At 33.5% G+C, this 21462-nt stretch carries 28 protein-coding genes; 23 read left to right on the top strand and 5 right to left on the bottom strand.

Features of this window, described 5'->3' with window-relative positions; translation table 11 throughout:
- The 16 genes from rpsK to idsA form a co-directional block, all read left to right on the top strand.
- The coding region (rpsK, locus tag IJI93_RS04740) for a 30S ribosomal protein S11 (RefSeq protein WP_292820654.1) at positions 1-180 on the top strand (180 nt) is incomplete at its 5' end.
- A gap of 15 nt (positions 181-195) precedes the next feature.
- Positions 196-999 carry a DNA-directed RNA polymerase subunit D gene (locus IJI93_RS04735; RefSeq protein WP_292808863.1) on the top strand — a complete coding sequence of 268 codons (804 nt, stop codon included), beginning with the start codon at positions 196-198 and terminating at the stop codon, positions 997-999.
- On the top strand, positions 999-1364 hold the full coding sequence (locus IJI93_RS04730) for a 50S ribosomal protein L18e (RefSeq protein WP_292808865.1): 366 nt from the start codon (positions 999-1001) through the stop codon (positions 1362-1364). The genes IJI93_RS04735 and IJI93_RS04730 overlap by 1 nt, the downstream gene beginning before the upstream one ends.
- Before the next feature lie 13 nt (positions 1365-1377).
- Positions 1378-1800 carry a 50S ribosomal protein L13 gene (locus tag IJI93_RS04725; protein WP_292808867.1) on the top strand — a complete coding sequence of 141 codons (423 nt, stop codon included), beginning with the start codon at positions 1378-1380 and terminating at the stop codon, positions 1798-1800.
- Between the two features lie 19 nt (positions 1801-1819).
- Entirely contained in the window at positions 1820-2221 is a 402-nt protein-coding gene (locus IJI93_RS04720; RefSeq protein WP_292820651.1) for a 30S ribosomal protein S9, read from the top strand.
- Positions 2222-2269: 48 nt separating this feature from the next.
- The gene (locus IJI93_RS04715) at positions 2270-2440 is read left to right on the top strand and encodes a DNA-directed RNA polymerase subunit N (protein WP_292820648.1); all 171 of its coding nucleotides are present in this window, start codon (positions 2270-2272) and stop codon (positions 2438-2440) included.
- A 61-nt stretch (positions 2441-2501) separates the two neighbouring features.
- Positions 2502-2699, top strand: coding sequence for a DNA-directed RNA polymerase subunit K (locus IJI93_RS04710; RefSeq protein WP_292820668.1), 198 nt, complete (start codon positions 2502-2504; stop codon positions 2697-2699).
- Between the two features lie 136 nt (positions 2700-2835).
- The gene (gene eno / locus IJI93_RS04705; RefSeq protein ID WP_292820645.1) at positions 2836-4080 is read left to right on the top strand and encodes a phosphopyruvate hydratase; all 1245 of its coding nucleotides are present in this window, start codon (positions 2836-2838) and stop codon (positions 4078-4080) included.
- A gap of 22 nt (positions 4081-4102) precedes the next feature.
- Positions 4103-4297, top strand: coding sequence for a 4Fe-4S dicluster domain-containing protein (locus IJI93_RS04700; protein WP_292820642.1), 195 nt, complete (start codon positions 4103-4105; stop codon positions 4295-4297).
- Positions 4298-4313: 16 nt separating this feature from the next.
- Entirely contained in the window at positions 4314-4916 is a 603-nt protein-coding gene (gene rpsB / locus IJI93_RS04695) for a 30S ribosomal protein S2 (RefSeq protein WP_292820639.1), read from the top strand.
- 9 nt (positions 4917-4925) lie between these two features.
- Positions 4926-5774, top strand: a complete 849-nt coding sequence (gene amrB / locus IJI93_RS04690; RefSeq protein ID WP_292820636.1) for an AmmeMemoRadiSam system protein B — start codon at positions 4926-4928, stop codon at positions 5772-5774.
- Between the two features lie 9 nt (positions 5775-5783).
- A complete protein-coding gene (mvk, locus tag IJI93_RS04685; RefSeq protein ID WP_292820633.1) occupies positions 5784-6746 on the top strand; it encodes a mevalonate kinase in 963 nt (320 codons plus the stop codon).
- A 4-nt stretch (positions 6747-6750) separates the two neighbouring features.
- Entirely contained in the window at positions 6751-7551 is an 801-nt protein-coding gene (locus IJI93_RS04680; RefSeq protein WP_292820630.1) for an isopentenyl phosphate kinase, read from the top strand.
- Between the two features lie 3 nt (positions 7552-7554).
- Entirely contained in the window at positions 7555-8601 is a 1047-nt protein-coding gene (gene fni / locus IJI93_RS04675) for a type 2 isopentenyl-diphosphate Delta-isomerase (protein ID WP_292820627.1), read from the top strand.
- Positions 8602-8604: 3 nt separating this feature from the next.
- Positions 8605-9948, top strand: a complete 1344-nt coding sequence (locus IJI93_RS04670; RefSeq protein WP_292820623.1) for an RNase J family beta-CASP ribonuclease — start codon at positions 8605-8607, stop codon at positions 9946-9948.
- 14 nt (positions 9949-9962) lie between these two features.
- Positions 9963-10949 carry a short chain isoprenyl diphosphate synthase IdsA gene (idsA, locus tag IJI93_RS04665; RefSeq protein WP_292820620.1) on the top strand — a complete coding sequence of 329 codons (987 nt, stop codon included), beginning with the start codon at positions 9963-9965 and terminating at the stop codon, positions 10947-10949.
- A 62-nt stretch (positions 10950-11011) separates the two neighbouring features.
- On the opposite strand, the gene IJI93_RS04660 is transcribed toward idsA, so the two are convergent.
- Entirely contained in the window at positions 11012-11833 is an 822-nt protein-coding gene (locus tag IJI93_RS04660; RefSeq protein ID WP_292820617.1) for a nicotianamine synthase family protein, read from the bottom strand.
- 130 nt (positions 11834-11963) lie between these two features.
- Here IJI93_RS04660 and IJI93_RS04655 point away from each other — a divergent pair, with 130 nt between their 5' ends.
- Together IJI93_RS04655 and IJI93_RS04650 are read left to right on the top strand one after the other, a co-directional pair.
- Positions 11964-12749: an ADP-ribosylglycohydrolase family protein gene (locus IJI93_RS04655; protein ID WP_292820614.1), complete on the top strand. Its 786-nt coding sequence runs from the start codon at positions 11964-11966 to the stop codon at positions 12747-12749.
- Between the two features lie 11 nt (positions 12750-12760).
- A complete protein-coding gene (locus IJI93_RS04650; RefSeq protein WP_292820611.1) occupies positions 12761-14458 on the top strand; it encodes an ATP-grasp domain-containing protein in 1698 nt (565 codons plus the stop codon).
- Positions 14459-14464: 6 nt separating this feature from the next.
- Here IJI93_RS04650 and IJI93_RS04645 read toward each other — a convergent pair whose 3' ends face one another.
- Together IJI93_RS04645 and IJI93_RS04640 are read right to left on the bottom strand one after the other, a co-directional pair.
- A complete protein-coding gene (locus IJI93_RS04645) occupies positions 14465-15844 on the bottom strand; it encodes an MFS transporter (protein WP_292820608.1) in 1380 nt (459 codons plus the stop codon).
- A gap of 69 nt (positions 15845-15913) precedes the next feature.
- Complete coding sequence (locus IJI93_RS04640) at positions 15914-16699, bottom strand: TrmB family transcriptional regulator (protein ID WP_292820605.1); 786 nt, start codon at positions 16697-16699, stop codon at positions 15914-15916.
- 121 nt (positions 16700-16820) lie between these two features.
- On the opposite strand from IJI93_RS04640, the gene hcp reads away from it, so the two are divergent.
- The 3 genes from hcp to IJI93_RS04625 all read left to right on the top strand — a co-directional run bounded on the left by hcp (position 16821) and on the right by IJI93_RS04625 (position 18657).
- Positions 16821-18128, top strand: coding sequence for a hydroxylamine reductase (gene hcp, locus IJI93_RS04635; protein WP_292820602.1), 1308 nt, complete (start codon positions 16821-16823; stop codon positions 18126-18128).
- A 3-nt stretch (positions 18129-18131) separates the two neighbouring features.
- The gene (locus IJI93_RS04630; protein WP_292820600.1) at positions 18132-18461 is read left to right on the top strand and encodes a cupin domain-containing protein; all 330 of its coding nucleotides are present in this window, start codon (positions 18132-18134) and stop codon (positions 18459-18461) included.
- 85 nt (positions 18462-18546) lie between these two features.
- Positions 18547-18657, top strand: a complete 111-nt coding sequence (locus IJI93_RS04625) for a rubredoxin-like domain-containing protein (RefSeq protein ID WP_292820597.1) — start codon at positions 18547-18549, stop codon at positions 18655-18657.
- A 260-nt stretch (positions 18658-18917) separates the two neighbouring features.
- Here IJI93_RS04625 and IJI93_RS04620 read toward each other — a convergent pair whose 3' ends face one another.
- The gene (locus IJI93_RS04620) at positions 18918-19421 is read right to left on the bottom strand and encodes a hypothetical protein (protein WP_292820594.1); all 504 of its coding nucleotides are present in this window, start codon (positions 19419-19421) and stop codon (positions 18918-18920) included.
- 360 nt (positions 19422-19781) lie between these two features.
- Positions 19782-20237, bottom strand: coding sequence for a zinc-ribbon domain-containing protein (locus IJI93_RS04615; protein WP_292820591.1), 456 nt, complete (start codon positions 20235-20237; stop codon positions 19782-19784).
- A 470-nt stretch (positions 20238-20707) separates the two neighbouring features.
- On the opposite strand from IJI93_RS04615, the gene IJI93_RS04610 reads away from it, so the two are divergent.
- Complete coding sequence (locus tag IJI93_RS04610) at positions 20708-21004, top strand: nucleotidyltransferase family protein (RefSeq protein ID WP_292820589.1); 297 nt, start codon at positions 20708-20710, stop codon at positions 21002-21004.
- The gene (locus IJI93_RS04605) at positions 20988-21329 is read left to right on the top strand and encodes a DUF86 domain-containing protein (protein WP_292820586.1); all 342 of its coding nucleotides are present in this window, start codon (positions 20988-20990) and stop codon (positions 21327-21329) included. The genes IJI93_RS04610 and IJI93_RS04605 overlap by 17 nt, the downstream gene beginning before the upstream one ends.
- Positions 21330-21462: the final 133 nt, after the last annotated feature.

The raw sequence follows: 21462 nt of genomic DNA, 5'->3' as shown, positions 1-21462 counted from the left end.
TTACATATTAAAGTAAGAGCTCCTGGTGGAAACGGACCTAGAAGTCCAGGACCTGGTGCACAAGCTACTATCCGTGCTTTAGCAAGAGCTGGAATTAAAATAGGAAAAATAGAAGATATTACTCCTATTCCTCACTATGGTACTGGAAGACCTGGTGGTAAAAGAGGAAGAAGAGTATAAGTGGAAGGGTTTAATATGGAGATAGAAGTTAGAAGTCAAAGCGACAATGAAATGGTATTCATTGTTCGTGACGCAGAAGTGCCTTTTATAAATGCTATTAGAAGATGCGCAATGGTAAATGTGCCTAAAATAGCTATTGAAGATGTAAATATTATTAGAAATGATTCTGCAATGTTTAACGAGGTACTTGCTCATAGACTTGGTTTAACTCCTTTAGTTTCTGATTTGGACGCTCTTGAAGGCTTACCATTACCTGAAGATGAAGAATGGGAAGATTTCAAAAGCGGAATATTGTTTGAGCTAAAAGAACAAGGACCTAAAGTTGTTTATTCTAAGGATTTAATATCTTCAGACTCAAAAATTAAACCAGTATACGACACAATTCCTTTAGTGAAACTTAAAGAAGATGAAATTATAGATATTGAAGCTTCTGCAAAAGTTGGATACGGTAAAGAACATGCAAAATGGATGCCAACTACAGTATGCGCATACAAACAATATCCTAAAATAACTTTTAATGAAGATGTGGAAATTGACTACGACTGTGCTTTAGCATGTCCTCGTGGCGTTTTAAAATCAGATAGAAGATCCAAAAAGATTAAAATTTTGGATATTGAAAACTGTGCCATGTGTAAAAGTTGCGTAAGAGCTTCTTCAAATGGTTATATTAATGTTGGATATCACGAAAACGATTTCATTTTCAGAATTGAAACAGATGGAGCAATGCCTCCTAAAGAAGTTTTATTAAAAGCTTGTGATGTATTAGGTGAAAAAGCTGATAAGTTTATCAAATTTAGTGAAGAAGGAGGAAGTAAATAATGGTTAAGAAAGTAGTTAAAACAAATCCTAACCTTATTGAACTTATTAATAAACTTTATGAACAATCAAGAAGTGAAGATGCAGCTATTTGGAAAGATGTTGCACAAAGACTTGAAAGGTCTAATAGAAGAACTGCTGAAGTAAATTTGTCTGATATTGCAAGACATGCTGAAGCTGGTGAAACTATTTTAGTGCCTGGTAAAGTTTTATCAAACGGTAATTTAGAAGAAAAAGTAGATGTTGTAGCATTAAAATTCTCAGCTAAAGCACAAGAAAAAATTGAAAGTGCTGGTGGAGAATGCATCTCAATTGATGAGATAATCGAATCAAATCCTAAAGGATCAAACATTAGGATCATTGAATAAGTAGGGTGTTATTATGATTATTGATGGAGAAGGATGCGTTTTAGGAAGATTAGCTAGTGTAACTAGTAAGAATCTTTTAGAAGGCGAAGAAGTAGTTATTCTTAATGCTGAAAAAATTATGTTAACTGGTAATAGGGATTGGGCTTATGCTAAATACAAACAAAGAGTTGACAGGGCAAGTATTTCTAACCCTCGTGACTTAGGTCCTAAATATCCTAGAAGACCAGATGATATATTTAGAAGAACTGTAAGAGGAATGTTACCTTTCAAAAAAGCTAAAGGTAAAACAGCATACAAAGGTTTAAAAGCTTTTGTTGGTGTACCTGCAGAATATGCAGATGCTGAACTCACTTCAGTTCCTGAAGCAGAATACAAGAATATTAAAAAAGGTATTGAGTTAGGAGAAATCTCCAAACTTTTAGGAGCTACCTTTTAGATGAAAAGGATGTGTGATTATGGTTAAAGTTATTCATACAAGTGGAAAACGTAAAACAGCTATCGCAAGAGGGACTGTTAAAGAAGGTACTGGTAAAGTAAGAATTAACAGAATTCCTTTAGAACTTTACTCTCCAGAGCTTGCTAACTTAAAATTACAAGAACCATTAACTTTAGCTGGAGATTTAGCTAATGAAGTTGATATTAATATCAAAGTTGTTGGTGGAGGAGTAATGGGTCAAGCTGAAGCTGCACGTATGGTAATTGCTAAAGGACTCGTTCAATGGTCTCAAGATATGGATTTAAAAGAAAAATTCATCCAATATGACAGAACTATGTTAGTTGGTGACCCAAGACGTTCAGAACCTAAAAAATATGGTGGTCCTGGAGCAAGAGCACGTAAACAAAAAAGTTACAGATAAATACTTCTGTAATTTTATATTTTATTTAAATTAAAAAAGATGATATAAATGATTCCTATAAGATGCTTAAGTTGTGGAAAACCTGTTTCAGCTTACTTTGATGATTATAACAAAAGAGTTGCTGCAGGTGAAAAGTCAAAAGATGTTTTAGATGACTTAGGTTTAAACAGATACTGCTGTAGAAGAATGTTAATTTCCCATGTTGAAACTTGGGAATAGATGTTTCAATTCGTAGGGATATTTTTAATTAAAAATATAATCTTGGTAAAATATGCCTAAAATGGAAGTAATATTCATGAATGTTGAAAAAAAATTAACAAGGTTTGAAAGAGCTAGAATTCTAGGAGCTAGGGCAATTCAAATATCTATGGGGGCTAAACCATTAGTTGATATTAAAGACTCTTTAGATCCGATTGACATAGCTTATGAAGAACTCAAAGCTGGAGTTTTACCATTAGATGTTATTAGAGATGAATAAATAGTTAAACTATTTATTCTAATAATTTATTTAAAAAAAATAAAAAATACCAACATAACTCTATAAAGAAACTTACTGATTTTTTAAAGAGTATAGATTATATGGTAATAAATTAAAGGGCACTGAGGTGTTTTTTTTGGATAGTATAATAGAAGATGTCCAAGTTCGTAAGATTTTGGACAGCAGAGGAAATCCTACCATTGAAGTGGATGTACTTACTTGGAATGGTTCCGGTAGAGCTGCTGCACCAAGTGGAGCTAGTACTGGTTCAAGAGAAGTAGTATCTTTCCCTGAAGGTGGCGTAGATAGGGTTGTAAGTGAAATGGAAGATTTCATTGCTTCTGAATTAATAGGTATGGATGCTGAAGACATAACTACCATTGATGAAGTATTGAAGGAAATCGATGGAACTGACAATTTATCTGCTATTGGTGGTAACACCACTGTAGCGATTTCTATGGCTGTAGTTAAAGCAGCTGCTTCCTCTTATAATATGCCATTATACAAGTACATTGGTGGAAATTTAGTTAATGAATTACCATTTCCTTTAGGAAATATGATGAATGGCGGAGCTCATGCAGGTATTAATGCACCTGATATTCAGGAGTTTTTAGTTGTTCCTATCGGAGCTACTAACGTTAGCGATGCTATCTTTGCTAATGCTTCTGTTCATAAAAGATTAAAGGAATTAATTCAAGCTAAAGACAAAAATTTCACCGGTGGTAAAGGTGATGAAGGAGGATGGGTACCTAACATTACTAATGATGACGCTTTGGAAATTCAGGCTAAGGCTTGTGAAGAAATTGGTGATGAATTAGGTATTGAGATTAGGCCTTCTTTAGATATGGCTGCTTCCGAATTATGGGATGCTGATAAACAGAAATATGTTTATGCTCAAGATGGTATTGAAAGAGATACCGGAGATCAAATTGATTTCGTAAAAGACATAATTGAAACATATAAAATGTTTTATGTTGAAGACCCATTTGATGAATCTGATTTCGAAGGATTCGCTCAATTAACTTCAAAAGTTGGTGATAAATGCCTTGTTTGTGGAGATGATTTGTTTGTAACTAACAAAGAACTCTTGGCTAAGGGCATTGAAATGAATGCTGCAAATGCTATTATCATTAAACCAAACCAAATAGGTTCTTTATCCGAAACTTATGCTACTGTAAAATTAGCAAAAGAAAATAATATAGTGCCGGTTGTATCACATAGGTCCGGCGAAACTACTGATGAGACTATTGCTCATCTTGCTGTAGGTTTTGCTTCTCCAATGATTAAAACTGGAGCTATTGGCGGTGAAAGAATAGCTAAATTAAATGAGCTGATTCGTATCGAAGAAGAACTTCCAAATTCTAAAATGGGGTCATTTTAAGTTAAAATATGGAGAAAAATTTATGGCTAAAGTAACTATTGATTACGATAAATGTGAAGGTGCAGACTGTGCTGAATGTGCTGATGTTTGTCCTATGGAAGTTTTAGTTCTTAAAGGAGACAAAATTGAAATTGTTGACCCTGATGAATGCAGTTATTGTGAAGTATGTATGGACGTATGTCCACAAGAATGTGTAAAAATTGAAGATGATGATTAAATAATGAGGTGTAATTATGGTAAATGATGAACTTTTAATAGATTTAGATAACTATTTAGCAGCAGGTTTACATATCGGAACCCAACAAAAAACTAGCGATATGGAAAAATACATATTCAGAGTAAGATCTGACGGTTTATATGTATTGGATATTCAAAAAACTGATGAAAGAATCAGACAAATTGCAAAACTTTTAGCAAAATACGACCCAGAAGACATTTTAGTAGTAGCAACCAGACAATATGGTCAAGCTCCTGTTAAAAAATTCGGTGAAATTACCGGTGCAAAAACTATCCCTGGTAGATTCATCCCTGGTACTTTAACAAACCCAAATTATGCTAAATTCATTGAACCAAAAATTATTGTTGTAACTGACCCACGATCTGATGCTCAAGCAGTATTGGAATCTAAACAAAATGGTATTCCTGTTGTTGCATTATGTGATACTGAAAACTTACTCAGTTTTGTTGACATTGCAGTACCTGTAAACAACAAAGGTAGGAAAGCTATCGCTTTAGTTTACTGGTTACTCGCAAGACAAATCTTAAGAGAAAGAGGAACTATTCCTGAAGATGGTGACTTAGATATTGATGCAACTGAATTTGAACTTAAATTTTAAGTGAGTTAAATGTTAAGAAAACCTGCTGTTAACGGATTATTTTATCCGGATAATCCCGATAACCTTATAAAAGTGATTGAAAATTGCTTTTTAGATGAGTCTGGAGTTTCTAAAATTCCAAAACTCAATATATTTGACGGTGATGATTATCCTATTCATATAATGGTTCCTCATGCAGGTTATCAATATTCTGGTGCAATAGCTGCTCATGGTTATTGCAACATAGTTCAAAATGGTTTTCCTGAAGTTTTCATTATTCTGAGTCCAAACCATACTGGTCTTGGCAGTGAAGTTTCTGTTTTCAATGAGGGTGAGTGGATTACTCCTTTGGGAAGCGTTGAAGTTGACAATGAATTTGCTGATGAGATAGTTTCTATTTCAGATATTGCAACTTCTGATTTTTCTGCTCATATTCGTGAACATAGTATAGAAGTTCAGCTACCATTTCTACAGTATTTTTCTAATGATTTTAAAATTGTTCCCATTACTATGGGTTCTCAAACTTTCACGGCTTCCAGTGATTTGGCAAAAGCAATTTTTGAAGCCGGAAAAAAATTGGGCAAGTCTTACTGTGTTATTGCAAGTACAGATTTATCTCATTTCAATAATCAAGAGAAAGCTAATAAAGTTGATGGTTTTGTTTTAGAAGATATTGAAGAGATGAATGAATTTAAACTTTTTGAGGAAGTGATTCAGTATAATATCACAATGTGTGGTTATGGTCCGGTAATGACTGCTATTTCCCTTTCTAAAATGTCCGGAAAGAACAATTGTGAAATTTTAGCTTATAGGACTAGTGGTGATGTTACTGGAGATTTTAGCTCTGTTGTTGGTTATGCTTCAGGTATTTTTAAGTAAGGTGTGTTTATGATAGCTAAAGCTTCTGCTCCCGCAAAAACTATTTTATTTGGAGAGCACTCAGTAGTTTATGGCGAACCTGCTATTGCAGGAGCAGTTAATAAAAGGGCTTATATTACAATTAAAGAGTCTGATAGTAATTTTTCTGTATTTAAAGCTCCAGATATTGGTTTTGAAGCGGAATTGTTAACTCGCCAAAAGAAGTATATTTTAACAAAAGGGAAACCAGGTATTATTAGATATATTTTAGAAGCTCTTTACGTTGCTCACGACCATTCTCCAATTGAGATTACTTTATCATCAAAAGTACCTATTGGTTCTGGTCTTGGATCTTCTGCTGCAGTTACTGTAGCCACTCTTGCAGCATTATATAGATATCATAATGTTCGTTTTAATAAAAAATCTCTTGCCCATGATGCTCATATGGTTGAACAAGCGGTTCAGGGTGTTGCTAGTCCTTTGGATACGTTAGTTTCTACTTATGGAGGATTAGTTTACCTATCAAGAAATAAGAAAGTTGAGCGTTTTAATGTAAATTTCAATGTTCCTTTTGTTGTAGGATATACCACAAAACATGGTAATACCGGCAAAATGGTTAAGGATGTAAGGAATTTGAAAACTAAAAATCCTAAGATAATCAATCCTGTAATTACAGCAATGGGAAATTTAACAAATTATGCAAAACAAGCCATTATAAAAAGAGATTTTAACAAAGTCGGTGAATTGATGAATATCAATCATGGATTTTTGGATGTGTTGGGAGTAAATACTTTAGAATTATCTCGTATGGTTTATAATGCAAGAGAAGCAGGAGCTATTGGTTCAAAAACTACTGGAGCAGGCGGAGGAGGCAGTATTATTTCACTTTGCCCAGGCAAAGTAGATGAGGTTGCAAATGCCATTGCGCAAGATGATAATGTATTAAAAATTAGATTTACTCAAAAAGGAGTTTCTTCAAGGGTTTATAAGTGATTTTATGATTATTTTAAAGATTGGTGGGAGCATATTGACTAATAAAGATTCCACTGAGAGTGAAGTTGATATCGATAGTCTTAAAAGAATCGCATCTGAAATCAAGGCTTCTTTAGATAACTCTTATAAAGAATTGGTCATTGTCCATGGTGCAGGCTCTTTCGGACACCCTCCAGCTAAAAAATATAAGATTGGCGAAGCATTTGATGAGTCCGAATTTCCTCAAAAGAGGATTGGCTTTTGCGAAACTCAAAATGCTGTTAAGAAATTAAATATGTATATTTGCGAAGCTTTTATTGAAAAAGGTTTGCCTGTGGTTGCTATTCCAGCATCTAGTTTTATGACTGCTTCAAATAAAAGAATCGTTGAAGGTAATCTTGATAGTTTTAAAAAATATTTAAACAAAGGGTTCATTCCAGTTATTTACGGGGATGTTGTTTTGGATGAGGAACTTGAAATTTGTGTTATTTCAGGCGATCAGCTCATTCAGTATTTGGCAAAAAATCTCAGTCCCGACATGGTTGTTTTGGGAACTGATGTTGATGGGGTTTACAATAAAAATCCGAAAACTCATGATGATGCAATATTTTTCGATAAGTTCTCATCTTTAGATGATTTAGATACTTTAGAAGGAACAACAAATGTTGATGTAACTGGCGGAATGGTTGGAAAAATTAAAGAACTTCTATATTTAGCAGATTTAGGAATCGAATCTAAGATAATAAATGCTGAAGTTGAAAATAATATTTTCAAAGTTTTAGAAAATGAAGAAGTAAAAGGAACTATAATTTCAAGGGGAACTTAATATATGATTTCAGATAGAAAATTAGAGCATTTATTGATTTGTGAAAATTATGATGTTGAGTTTAAAAATAAAACAACTGGATTTGAAGACATTGAATTAATCCATAATGTCTTACCTGAAATAGATAAGCAGGAAATTGATTTATCAACTTCTGCTTTCGGTAAAAAATTAGACTCTCCTTTATTTATTACAGCTATTACTGGTGGCCATCCGGCTGCAAAAAATATTAACAAACAATTGGCAATTGCCGCTGAAAATAATGGAATTGCTTTAGGGGTGGGATCTCAAAGGGCTGCTTGTGAACACCCTGAACTTGAAGATACTTATACTGTTGTACGTGAAAATGCTCCTGATTGTCTGCTTGTAGGCAATATTGGTGCACCTCAGTTGAATCTTGCTGAAAAAGCTGTAGAAATTTTGGATGCAGATATTTTGGCAATTCACCTTAACCCTCTTCAGGAATCTATTCAACCTGAAGGTGATTTGGATGCAAGAGGATATCTTGATTTGATTAAACAAATAACTAAATCTGTAAATATTCCAGTTATTGCAAAAGAGACAGGCTGTGGAATATCTGCAGAATCTGCCAAATCACTTGTTGATGCAGGGGTCGATTATATTGATGTTGAAGGTGCCGGAGGAACAAGTTGGGCAGCTGTTGAAACATATCGCGCTGAAGACAGGTATCTTGGTGAAATATTTTGGGATTGGGGAATTCCGACTGCTGTTAGTACAGTTGAAGTCCTTAATGCAGTAAATGTTCCGGTTATTTCATCCGGAGGTATTCGTTCTGGTCTTGAAGCAGCTAAAGCTATTGCTCTTGGTGCAGATGCTGTAGGTATGGCATTACCATTTTTAAAGAATTCTGCTTCTCAGGAACAGTTAAACAAATTTATTGATAGATTCAATGATTCTTTAAGAATTGCAATGTTTTTAGTTGGAGCTAATAATATTGAAGAATTAAAAAAATCTAATATTGTCATTCGTGGAAAAACACGAGAATGGCTTAACGAAAGAGGAATTAACACAAAAATTTATTCAAGGAGATGAAACATGAGCGTAGAAGTTATCGCCATTGGGGGATATCAGGAAGTCGGAAAAAACATGACTGCTGTCAAGATAGGCGAAGATGTTATTATATTTGATATGGGAATACATCTTGACAGAATCAGTATGCATGAAGATACAGATATTGACAGAATGCATAGTTTAGACCTTATTGAAAGAGGGGTCATTCCTGATGATACATTAATGAAGGATGTTGATGGTAAAGTTAAGGGAATTGTATTTTCCCACGGTCACTTGGACCATATTGGTGCAGTAGCTAAATTGGCTCACAGATATGATGCTCCATTAATTGGAACTCCATATACTGCTGCACTGATTGAAAAACAAATCAAAGGGGAACGTAAATTCAAAGTAACTAATCCAATCAGACCATTAAATCCTGGAAGTAAAATGGACCTTTCCAAAGATATCACTTTGGAATTTGTCCAGTCAACACACAGTATTCCTCAAGCAGTATTTCCAGTTTTACATACTCCTGAGGGAGTCATTGTTTATGCATTAGATTTTAAATTTGATAATCATCAAAAAGTATCTCCACCGCCTGATTACAAAAGGTTAAGGGAATTAGGAAGAAAAGGAGTGCTTGCATTAATTGTTGAAACAACTAATGCTATAAATTATAGTGAAGTAAAAACACATTCTGAAAGAATTGCACGAAATATTCTTGAAGATGTTATGAGAGGGCCGTTACAAGAGAAGACAGGTATGATTGTTACTACATTTTCATCTCATGTTGAACGTGTCCAGGCTATTGCGGATATAGCTAAAAAAAGTCATAGAGAAATATTTTTCCTTGGAAGATCAATGGAAAGGTTCTGCGGTATCGCACAGAACTTAGGTATTTTAAAGTTACCGAAAAATGCAAGTATATTCGGCTCTCCTAAAGCAGTTAATAAGGCATTAATGAAAGCTGATGAAGACAGGGCAAATTATTTGCTTGTAACTACTGGACACCAAGGTGAACCAGATGCTTTGCTTCCAAGAATTGCAAATGGAAGAACTCCATTCAATATCAAGAAAGGAGACAATGTTATTATCTCTGCGCCGATTATTCCAAATCCAACCAATGCGGCTAATAGGCATATTATGGAGAGAAGGTTAAAATTAAAAGGTGCCAGAATTTATCCAAATGCTCACGTTTCTGGTCACGCTGGAAGAGAGGACCACAGGGAATTTTTACGTATGTTAAAACCACAACATATCATTCCAGCTCACGGAGACTTATCTATGCTTTCAGCATATGCGGAGCTTGCTGAAGAGGAAGGTTATAGAATTGGTTATGACATTCATATTCTAAGAAATGCTCAAGCACAAGTTTTTAAAAGTTAGGAGAGGGAATTTAAATGAGTGATGTAAAAGAAGTACTTGGAAGTTATTCAACTGACATTACAAAAACAATTGAAGATGAATTATCCACAATTGTTCCGGATAATCTTGCAGAAGCTTCAATTTACTTAACAAAAGCTGGAGGAAAAATGCTTAGGCCAGCTTTAACATTGATTACCGCGGAGGCTGTTGGTGGTAATCGTGAAGATGCTTTAAAATCTGCAGCCGCCATTGAACTTATCCATACATTTTCACTTATCCATGATGATATAATGGATGATGACGATATGAGGAGGGGAATGCCTTCTGTACATAAAGTATGGGGTGAAGATGTAGCTATTCTTGCAGGAGATACGCTATTTTCAAAAGCATTTGAAATAATTATTGGAACTGAAGGCACTACATCTGAACAAAACAACCAGGCACTAGCTACAGTTGCTGATGCATGTGTCAAAATCTGCGAAGGTCAGGCATCTGACATGGGTTTTGAAGACAGATTTGATGTAACTGAAGATGAATACATGGAAATGATTTTCAAAAAAACTGGTGCTTTAATTGCTGCTGCTACAAAAGCAGGAGCTATTATGGGCGGTGCTACCCAAGAAGTCATTGATGCAATGTATGAATATGGTAGATTAATTGGTCTTGCTTTCCAAATCCAAGATGATTACCTGGATATTGCAAGTGATGAAGAGACATTAGGTAAGCCTATCGGATCTGATATTGGAAAAGGAAAAATGACTATTATCGCAATCAATGGTCTTGCATCTGCAGGTGAAGATTCAGAAAAATTACTTGAAATCTTAAAAGATGACAATAATTCACAAGATGATATAGACTTAGCGGTTGAAATTTTAACAAAATGTGGGGCTATTGAATATGCTCACAATTTGGCATTAAAATCTGTTGATGAAGCTAAAGAAGTACTTGAAATATTACCTGATTCTTCATCTAAACAGGTGCTTGCAGACATTGCAGATTTTGTACTTGAGAGAAGCGCATAATTTCTCTCAATTTTTTATTCTTTTTTTTTAAATTTTTTCATAAAATAGAAGAAAAGAAGTTTTTAAACTACTTTTCTTAGCAATACACTTGTATTATTTGAGTTTCCTATTGGAAGCAACATTATTTCTTTGTGGAAACCTCTAAGAATTGTATCGGTTAAAGGAGCGTAAAGAATAGCTCTCATACCACTATAAGTTCTAACAAGAAGAGGTGTTTTCTCATCAATAATTTCCCAAACATTTGCGAATACTCTTTCTTTAGGCTCGGCGAATGCCGCAACCATCAGTATGTCAAAATCAATGTCCTTAAGTAATGTTTCATCTCCAACCAAGATTTCGATACCGTCATCAAGACCCAGTTTTTTAATAACCTCTCTGGATAATTCAGCTATGTCTTCCTGAATTTCAATACCTATGCATTTACATCCGAATTTTTGTCTGAATAGTATTAATGTTAATGGTAAAGGACCGCTTCCTACAAATACGAAGGTTTTGTCTTCGTGCCAATGTGCTAATTTGGATTCATTTGTAAGCAGACCTTTGTATCTTTCATAGAAATGAAATTTATCTAAAGCCGCTTTGGGATCATCTGAATTGATTATTTCTTCTGCATTGCTTGTTTCCAATCTGGCTCCAATGTATAAATAGAATTTTCTGATTAATTTTAATGCTTGATTCATTTTTTTATCATCTAAAATGTGTTTTGCTGAATCGAAATCTATTGTGTTGTCATGTGCAATGACTTCTATTTCATCTAATAATTTTTTTATTTCATCCAAATCTACGGAATTCAGTGAAGAAATGTCGTCCAGTGAATCAACACCGTAATTTTCTAATTTACCAGCAATTTCTTCTATTTTTGGCCAGTATTTCCAACAACTCATATCTATCACTAATAACTTTTTATCGAAGTTATAATAAATAAACATTTAGTTTTTTTAAATTTTAATTTATTACTTCCTTTTTGTTTGCGTAATACTTAATATATTTAATTGATAAGCACAAATTATTATTATGAAAGGAATTATTGGTGCTATTGCCGGCGATATTATAGGTTCAACAAGGGAATTTAATCAAATTAAAACAAAGGATTTCAACTTGTTTGAAAGAAGATCTATGTTTACGGATGACACTATCATGACATTGGCCGTTGCAAACTGGCTAATTAAGGATAAGGTCTCTAAAAAAGTATTGGTTGATGAGTTGAAATATTGGGGGCTGAAATATCCTAACGCGGGTTATGGCGGAATGTTCATTAATTGGCTAAGCCAGGATTCTCCTCAGGCTTACGGAAGTTGGGCAAACGGTTCTGCAATGCGCGTTTCACCTTGTGCATGGGTTGGTGATTCCCTGGAGGAAGTACAAAACTTAGCTTATAAATCCGCTGCTGTAACCCATAACCATCCTGAAGGAATTAAGGGGGCATTGGCTACTGCAGATGCAATTTATCTGGCAAGAATAGGTGCCAATAAAGATGAAATCAGGCAGCATGTTGAAATAAGGTATGATTATGATTTGAGCAGGTCCGTAGATGAAATTCGCCCATCATATTCATTTGATGTTTCATGTGCAGGAAGTGTTCCGGAATCAATAATCTGTTTTTTGGAAGCCAGAAACTTTGAGGATACAGTAAGAAATGCTGTTTCTTTAGGGGGAGATGCCGATACTCAAGCGGCAATAGCTGGAAGCATTGCCTCAGCTTATTGGGATGTTCCGAATGAATTTGCTTATAAATCTATCAATCGCCTGGATTATGATTTGTTAGATGTTTTAATTGAATTTGAAGAAAAATTTATTTGATGAGGGGTATTATGAGAAATATTATTGTTGTTGAGTGCATATCAACAGGGAAAAATTTTATTGAAGATATTATCAATAGGGGATATAATCCAGTTGTTTTGCATTTAAATGATTCTGATACTGAAGAAGGAAAGAAATTCGGGAAACATATTTTGGAGGAATATGAAGCAATTCCTTATGATTTTGAAATGATTTACGAGAAGGATACTTTCGAAGAAACTCTTGAAGAAGTAAAAAAGTTTGATCCTCTTTTTATTGTGCCGGGTAATGAAAGGGGAGTAATTTTAGCAACTAAATTGTCTCATGAATTGAATCTTTTAGGCAATCCGATAGAAAATCTAGATGCAATGACTTTGAAGGATGAAATGCATAAAAGATTGGCTCAAAAGGGGCTTCGTTCAATAAAAGGAAAGGTTGTTCGCTCTCTTGAAGAGGCATTGGATTTTTATGATAGTGAAGGATTGAAGGAAGTTGTCATAAAGCCAGTTTATAGTGCAGGTTCTGCAAGCGTTAGAATCTGCATCGACAGGGCTGAGATGGTTGATTCAATCAAACACCTATTTGATAACGTAAATTATTATGGTGATCAAATTCAGGAACTTTTAATTCAGGAACGCATCAACGGCATTGAATACATAGTCAATACGGTAACACATAAGGGCGTTCATCGCGTTACTCTAATTTGGAAATATAATAAAGTCAGAACATCTGATGGAGCTATTGTTTATGATTCCTGTGAAACTGTAAACGAATTAAGTCTTGGCGAAGCTGAAATGGTGGAATATGCTTATAAAGTTGCAGATGCTTTGGGAATTCAATATGGTCCTGTTCATGGGGAATATATGATTGATGAAAATGGACCTGTTTTAATTGAGGTTAATTGCCGTCCATGCGGTGGAGGAATGCCTGCCAAATTTTTGGATAGAATTTCAGGTCAACATGAAACGGACAGTATTCTGGATTCCTATTTGAAGCCAGAAAGTTTTTATAATGAACTAAAGAAAAAGTATGAGTTATATGCTCACGGCACTTTAAAATTTTTCATTGTTCCCTTTGATATGGTTGCCCGTTCATCACCTATAGGTGATATGAGCAACAGATTAAAAGCGTATCATGATGCTGTATTAATTAGTGTTGACCAGTATGACATGTTTTTCCAAAAAACCGAAGACTTGAATACTGCCGCGGGATTTATTTTTTTAGTTCATGAAAATAAACATGAAGTGGATAAAAATTTAAACTTTTTAAGAGATGTTGAAAGAAATGCCTTTTCATTAATTCTAAGTGAAGATTCCGTCAATGTTGAAATTAGGGATGATGGGGAATATTTAAGTGAAATTAGGCCAATAATCGAGAAATCTTCAAGATATGGGACTGGACTATTTGTAACTGACCAATTTGCTGAAGATGTGAATATGGTACAAATTAAATCTAGTGAATTAAATGATTTGAAGGGCAATTTTGACTTTGTTGTTATCAATTTAAATAAAAGTTTGTTTGGTAAAAATGAGTCAGATAAGGTTTTACTCATTTTAGATATCTTCTCAAAAGTCAAAACTGGGGGCTTGGTTATTATTCCAAAAAATACATACCAATTGTTCTCCAGTGGAAGAAAAGGTATTGAAGCTTTAATTAAACTTTTGGATTATAAGATAGAGCTTCCGCCTTATGACATATATGATGTTATAATCGCTTCAAGAAGAATATAGTTCTTTTCATCTTTTAATTTTATTGTCCGCTTTTATTCCAATTATTGATGTGATTATGGCAAAAACACATGCAATGCTGCAAACTGCAAAGATTATCTGTGAAGACTGTACAATCATATTGGAATAGATTGGAGATAATTCCAGATTACCCATAATCCATGAGAACACTAATGTCAAAAGACCCAAGCTCATTGATTGGCCTATAGCTCTAGTTGCTAATTGCCCTGCAGATGCAAAAGCAGCATCTTTTTCATCGACAGAGCTCATGACGGCATTTAAATTTGGAGATGAGAATAATCCAGTACCAAATGCCTGTAGAGCCATTGCTAAAATAATGATATACAATGGAGTATTTTTATCTAAGAATGACAGGATAATCATGGAAAAAGTAGTTATTACCATACCAACAGTCGCGATTTTTTGAGGATGCATTTTATCTGAAAGTTTTCCAGCATATGGAGCGGTAATTGACATTACTATAGGACTTACAATTAATATAAAACCGGTTAATTCAGGATTAAACCCTTTTACATATTGGAAGTGATAATTGATTAGTGTTGTAAATACCATCGCAGCAAAATAACCAAACATTCCAGCTAGATTATATGCGGTAAATGCCTTAGTTCTAAATAAATTCACATCAAATACAGGGGATTTTTGTTTTAGTTCATATGAGAAGTATATTACTAGTATAATAATTCCCATAACAAGGGATATTTTCCCGGTTGTGGTAATCAATGCTGAAAATCCATAAATCAACAATGAAATACCCACCATGTATAGGACTGAACCAATCCTGTCAATTTTATCATTTTCATTTGTTTTCCATTCGGGGGTTATTTTCATTTTAAGTAAAATTACACATAGGGCTATGAATATTATTGAAAAAATAAATATTGATCTCCATCCAAAGTTATGAACTAAAAACCCGCAGATAACAGGGGATGCTGAAGTACCTAAGTAAACCCCAGTTATAATAATTCCTAAAGCCTTTCCCCTACTTTCTTTACTAATTGATAAAGTGATTATTGCTATTTCGCATACATTTACAAAAGCTATACCTATAGCCTGCACAATCCTTGAAATTAAAAAGGTTTCAGTTGAAAATGCAATGATTGATCCGATCAATCCAATTAAAAATATTGAATTTGCAATGCTTAATGTTCTTTTAAAACCATATTTGCCTGCAATCTGGCCGGCAGGAATTGTAAGCATTGTTCCAACTAATGTGAAAATAGTTAAAGTCCAATTTTGGGTAAGGTTACTCATTCCAAATTCTTTAGCAATTTCAGGAACCGCAAGAATCACTCCATTTAAGACAAACACTGTAAAAAATGAAGATATGAATGTGATGATTATCATATATTTTTCTATTTCGTTTCGCATAATTAACACCTATTTCCACATTTTTTTAGTTTAATCGTATACTATTTTATTATATTTATGATTGTTATATTAAAAATTTGATGTTTTAGATTTCTTTTTAATCTTTTGCAACTGATTCATAAAACGGTCGTCATAATTTTTAGCTATCTCTTCATATTTGTTCCAGATTCCAATTGCGGTTTCGGGAATAACATTCCTTTTGTCTTCGGTAAATTTAGTGTAGGTGTGCAGCATTTCTTTTGAATCGGCAATCATCACCTTAACAAATGGAATGTCTGCCTTTTGAATATTAATGTCATTTCGCTTGAAAAATTCAATTATTTCAAATTTTTCATTGTTGATGTAGCATGTTGGTGATGCCAAAATATTGACTTCTAAATTACGTCTATGTTTAAAGGCTTTTACAAGTGCCTCCCCTTCACCTTCAAACAGAAATCCAATTCTCATATTTAGGGTATTTTTTGCTCTTTTGATAATTTCCACTTCTTGGTCAATAATTTTTTCAACACCATATATTCTCCATATCGGGGCTTGAACTTGACTCATTCCGTTTTCATAGACATTTGTTAGTCTGGTGATTGTATCGTCCAATTCACTGTTAATTTTTTCTTTTTCACGGCTTAAAACTTCAACGGGGGATTTGACAATGTAGGTTAAAGGCCTCCCATCTTCAATTTCGATAAAACCCTTTTCGTGCAATCCTTTTAATACATCATATATTTTACTTCGGGGAATATTTGATTTTTCAGCTATTTCGGCAGCGGTTGACTCGATTAATGAAGTGAGTGTCACATATGCCTGCGCTTCATACATTGTAAGTCCAATTCCTTTTAAAACAGATATATTTTCATCCATGATTATACTTTAATATTCATGATATTTAAAGTATTGTTACGTTTCACCCTTGAATAGTGACAAAATGTTTATATGCTTTTAATTAATTAATTATTATTAACAATAAAATGAGGTAATTAAAATGGCAGATGGATTAGACATGTTTTGTTATCAATGTTCCCAAACCGCTAAAGGTACTGGATGTACCGTAAGTGGAGTTTGTGGTAAAAAACCTACAGTAGCAAGATTACAGGATAACTTAATCTTCACTATGAAAGGAATTAGTGCATACAACTACAACGCAAATGTTTTAGGCAAATTCAATCCGGAAATTGATGCATTTTTAACCAAAGGGTTGTACACTACATTAACCAATGTCAACTTCGATGTTGAAGACTTGGTTGCTTTAGCTTTAGAAGCAGGTAAAGTCAGTGTTGATGTAATGAGATTACTCAAAGATGCACACATTGAAGCTTATGGCGAACCGCAACCTGTTGAAGTAAAAGTTGGTGCACAGGAAGGACCAGCGATTATCGTAACCGGTCACGATTTAAAAGCATTAGAAGAATTATTAAAACAGGTTGAAGGAACTGACATTAAGGTTTACACTCACTCCGAAATGTTGCCTGCTCACGGATATCCTGGTTTAAACAAATATGAAAACTTGGCTGGTCAATTAGGTGGAGCATGGCATGATCAAAGAACAATCTTTAAAAAATACAATGCAGCTATTGTTGGAACCAGTAACTGTGTCTTACCGGCACTTGATGCATATAAGGAAAGAATGTTCACAATGGATGTAGCAAAACTTGAAGGTGTAAAAACCGTAGATGACTATGACTTCTCAGAAGTGATTGAATGCGCAAAATCCCTTGGCGGATTGGAAGCTGAAGAATTAACTACAATCACTACCGGTTGGAGCGCAGGAGCTATTGTTGAACACGCAGATGCAATCAAAAAATTAGTCGAAGAAGGCAAAATCAGAAGATTCTTTGTTGTTGGCGGATGTGACAAGGCTGCAAAACACAATGACTACTACAGAGAATTCGTAGCTAACTTGCCTGAAGACACTGTAATATTAACTTTAGCTTGCGGTAAATACAAATTCAATGATTTAGACTTAGGCGACATTGAAGGAATTCCAAGATTATTGGATGTAGGTCAATGTAACGATACTATTGTTGCAGTTGATGTTGCTGTAGCTTTATGCGAATTATTTGGCATGGAATTAAATGATTTGCCATTAACCATTGTCCTCAGTTGGATGGAACAAAAAGCAGCAGCAGTCCTTTGGGCTTTACTTTACTTAGGTAAAACCGACATGTGGATTGGCCCTGTGCTTCCTGCATGGTGTAATGAAGACATTTTAAATGTTTTGGTTGAGAATTACAATTTAACTCCAACATCCGGCAATGCATTAGTTGACATTAAAAGAATTATGGGGGAATAAGCTATGAGTGAGGATATTAAGGCAAAAGCTTTGGATATCCAGAAACTAGTCGACTATCAGGACGATACTGTTGTTAGTCGTGAAGTAATCAAAAAAGAGTTAGGGACTGTTACATTCTTTGCCTTTGATCAAGGCCAGGGTTTGTCTGAGCATTCAGCACCTTTTGATGCAATGGTTCAGGTAATTGACGGTGAAGCGGAAATTACAATTTCCGGTGAAAAACACACAGTTAAAGCAGGTGAAATAATTATCATGCCTGCCAATGAACCACATGCTCTTCAAGCTGAAAACAGCCCATATAAAATGATATTAACCATGATTAAGAGTGACTAGTTTTCGTTTTGTGGTTTCTAATCAAAACGTGTATGGTTGGAAGTTTATTCCAATCATATACCAAAATTAAATTATGGTGTTTTAAATGGCATGGATTTGTAAAGTTTGTGGTTTTGTTCTTGAAGAAGACGAATTACCAGAAGATTACATCTGTCCTTTATGTGATGTAGGCATAGAATACTTTGAAGAAGTGTAATTACTTTTTTTTTAAATTATTTTTTTCTAATATTAATATTAACTTATTTCAGAATTTAAATTTAAATATTTCAGTTTTTTTTATCTTTGCTTAATGGATTTTTGATTACTTCTGGCTGGAAAGAGCTTATTGAAATGGTGAAGTCAATGTATGTTTCTGAGGTAAAACAATTGTCTGATTTTGTTAAATTGGTGAGGTTTCAATAGGAAAATATATGTATCTTTATATTATAAACATTCAGTTTAAACTATTATAAAAGTTCATTTATAATCTTTGCAATAACTTCCATCATATAAAGAATGTCCTAATTCACAATAATACCGATACCCGTCATAATCCGGATCGTCAAGTGTTCTTCCACTAGCATCATAAAAATTTTCATGGTAATGTCTGCAACGTGAACTACAATAGCCTCCTCCATGTTGTCTGATATATTCTTCTTTTTGTTTTCTACGTTTTTCTGCCCGTCTTTCAAGTTCTTCGTCTACTCGTTTACGGTCAATTGCATTAATAATATTTATTTTGTGATAATTGTTTTCAGCAAATTCCCATTTAAGCCTCTCCCTATATTCAAACTGGGATTCTCCGATTGCAGGGGCTAAAGAACAGAAATAATCATTAAAAAATTTACGAGTCCATTTCAAGCTTACATCCCAAAATTTAGGTTCAACATATTTATTTTTAGTTTGAAGATAATTAACTCTTTTTTTATCAGCAAATAAACTCAATCCGCATTTTGTACAGGAGTGCTCGCTCGAATTCATTATATTAATACAATTTATACAATAACGGGGTGAAACCACTTTCCATCTAGAACATATTTCGCATAAATACTCATCTATTTTAGATTTAAAACTTTCTAAGTTCTTTAAGTTATTATTACTAAATAAGTATAACTCATAACATTCAAAAATTGTTTTAGTACGTTGCCGTTTGTATAATGATGTGTTGCGTAATGCATAGGGTAATTTTTCATTGAAAATGTGAGTTTCAAAAAGGCGTTTAGGATATTTATACTCATACACATCAGATGTCCAAAGTTTTTTCCCGCAACGGGTGCAGAATCTGTTTGTATATGAATTTTTTGCATTGCATTCTGGACAGTTTATGTCTCTAAAGTCATATTAGCATTCGCATTTTGCTTGGCCTATCTTAACAGGTCTTCCACAGTTAAGACAATATGGTTCGGGATCATCAAGACTTAATCTAATTTGTTCTTGTTCTTTTTTGATTTTATATTCAAGTATTAATTGATTCACCCTGAATTCTACCCCTGCACTTTTAATTTGACCGGAGCCAATTTCTTTTTCAACTTGTTTTATGATAGCTTCTCTATCATGGACAATATCTAAACCATTTTCGGCTAATGTATTAGAAAAATTTTTATTGTATATTAATCTTCCGCCAACCACTCTTTTAAGTTCTTTTTTAGCTTTATTTTTCTCCCTACTATCATAATATTGATTTAAAGATGGATTGTGTTGTTTTATATCAGATTTATCTATTTTAGCTCCGCAGTTAACACAAAAATTATCCTCTTTTCTTAATTTATTCCCACAGTTAGCACAAAAATTGGCCATATTATCTCTTCCAAATTAGTTTTCTTAAACAAATTTCAGTCAAAAAACTTATTTATATATTGTGCATATTTTGTTTAGTAAACTTCATGGACAAACATTCAGTAAACTTGTTTACAATTAGTACATATATTTTTCAGACAATATAATTTTCACCAAAATTATGTAAATCAGTTCTTAATTTCAATTATATATAGAATTAAGAAACTATTTTTAATTGGCACTAAAAGGAAAAAAGGTTTGTGTGGGGGTTTTTCTTCCACTAATTTTTATTGTTTTTTTATAAGGGTTTTTTTTAATAATGTTAAAATATTTTTTTTGGGGATTTAATTTAGTGTTAATATTGTTATGTTTCAATAAAATTTTTCATTCAATTAGGAATGTGTTTTTTCATAAAGTCGCAGTTTGAAAATATTTATTATTGATAAAAAATAATATTATTAAACAAGAGTCCATTACAAGTTGGTGATTTTATGGTTTTTACTATTGAAGATATCAGAAAAAGGATTGTTCCAATTGTTGTTAAATATGGAATCGATAGTTTTAGTCTTTTTGGCTCATATGCTCGAAATGAAGCAACTGAAGATAGTGATTTAGATTTTGTAATGGATGATGGTGATTTAAAAGGATTACAGTATGTTTCTTTAGTATTAGATTTGGAAGAGGAATTTAATTGTCATGTTGATGTGATTAGTAAAGGTAGTTCAAATAAAAATTTTTTAAATAAAATTAAAAATGATGAGGTGCTTTTATATGAAAGAAAAAGATAGGCGAACTGTGGAGACTATCGTTTATTATTGTGATAGATTAAATGATCATATAGCTTCTTGTGATAATAATAAAGAAATTTATATGTCTAATATTTTATATAAAGATGCTTGTGCCTTAGTGATTATTCAAATCGGCGAGTTTGTTGGAAGATTGTCTGATGAATTTATGGATGAGTATGATGGTGTGGAATGGCGCCAACTTAAGGGCTTAAGAAATATTATGGCTCATAACTATGAGGACATTATAGACCATATTGTATGGGACATTATTCATGAAGATATTCCAGAAATAAAAGAATATCTCGAAGATATTCTTGAGGAATAATGAACTTGTATAATTATTTTATAAAGTGTTCCTGTTTCCAATAACACTAGTTATTCTGATTAAATTTAGCAAATATGTAATAAATTTTTAATATATTTTGTTCTATAAGTCATAGTCTTAAAAAATAAATTGA

The sequence above is a fragment of the Methanobrevibacter sp. genome, assembly GCF_017431965.1.
Lineage (GTDB): Archaea > Methanobacteriota > Methanobacteria > Methanobacteriales > Methanobacteriaceae > Methanocatella.
The sequence above is the reverse complement of the archived record's forward strand: the minus strand, read 5'-3'. Positions and strand labels throughout refer to the sequence as shown.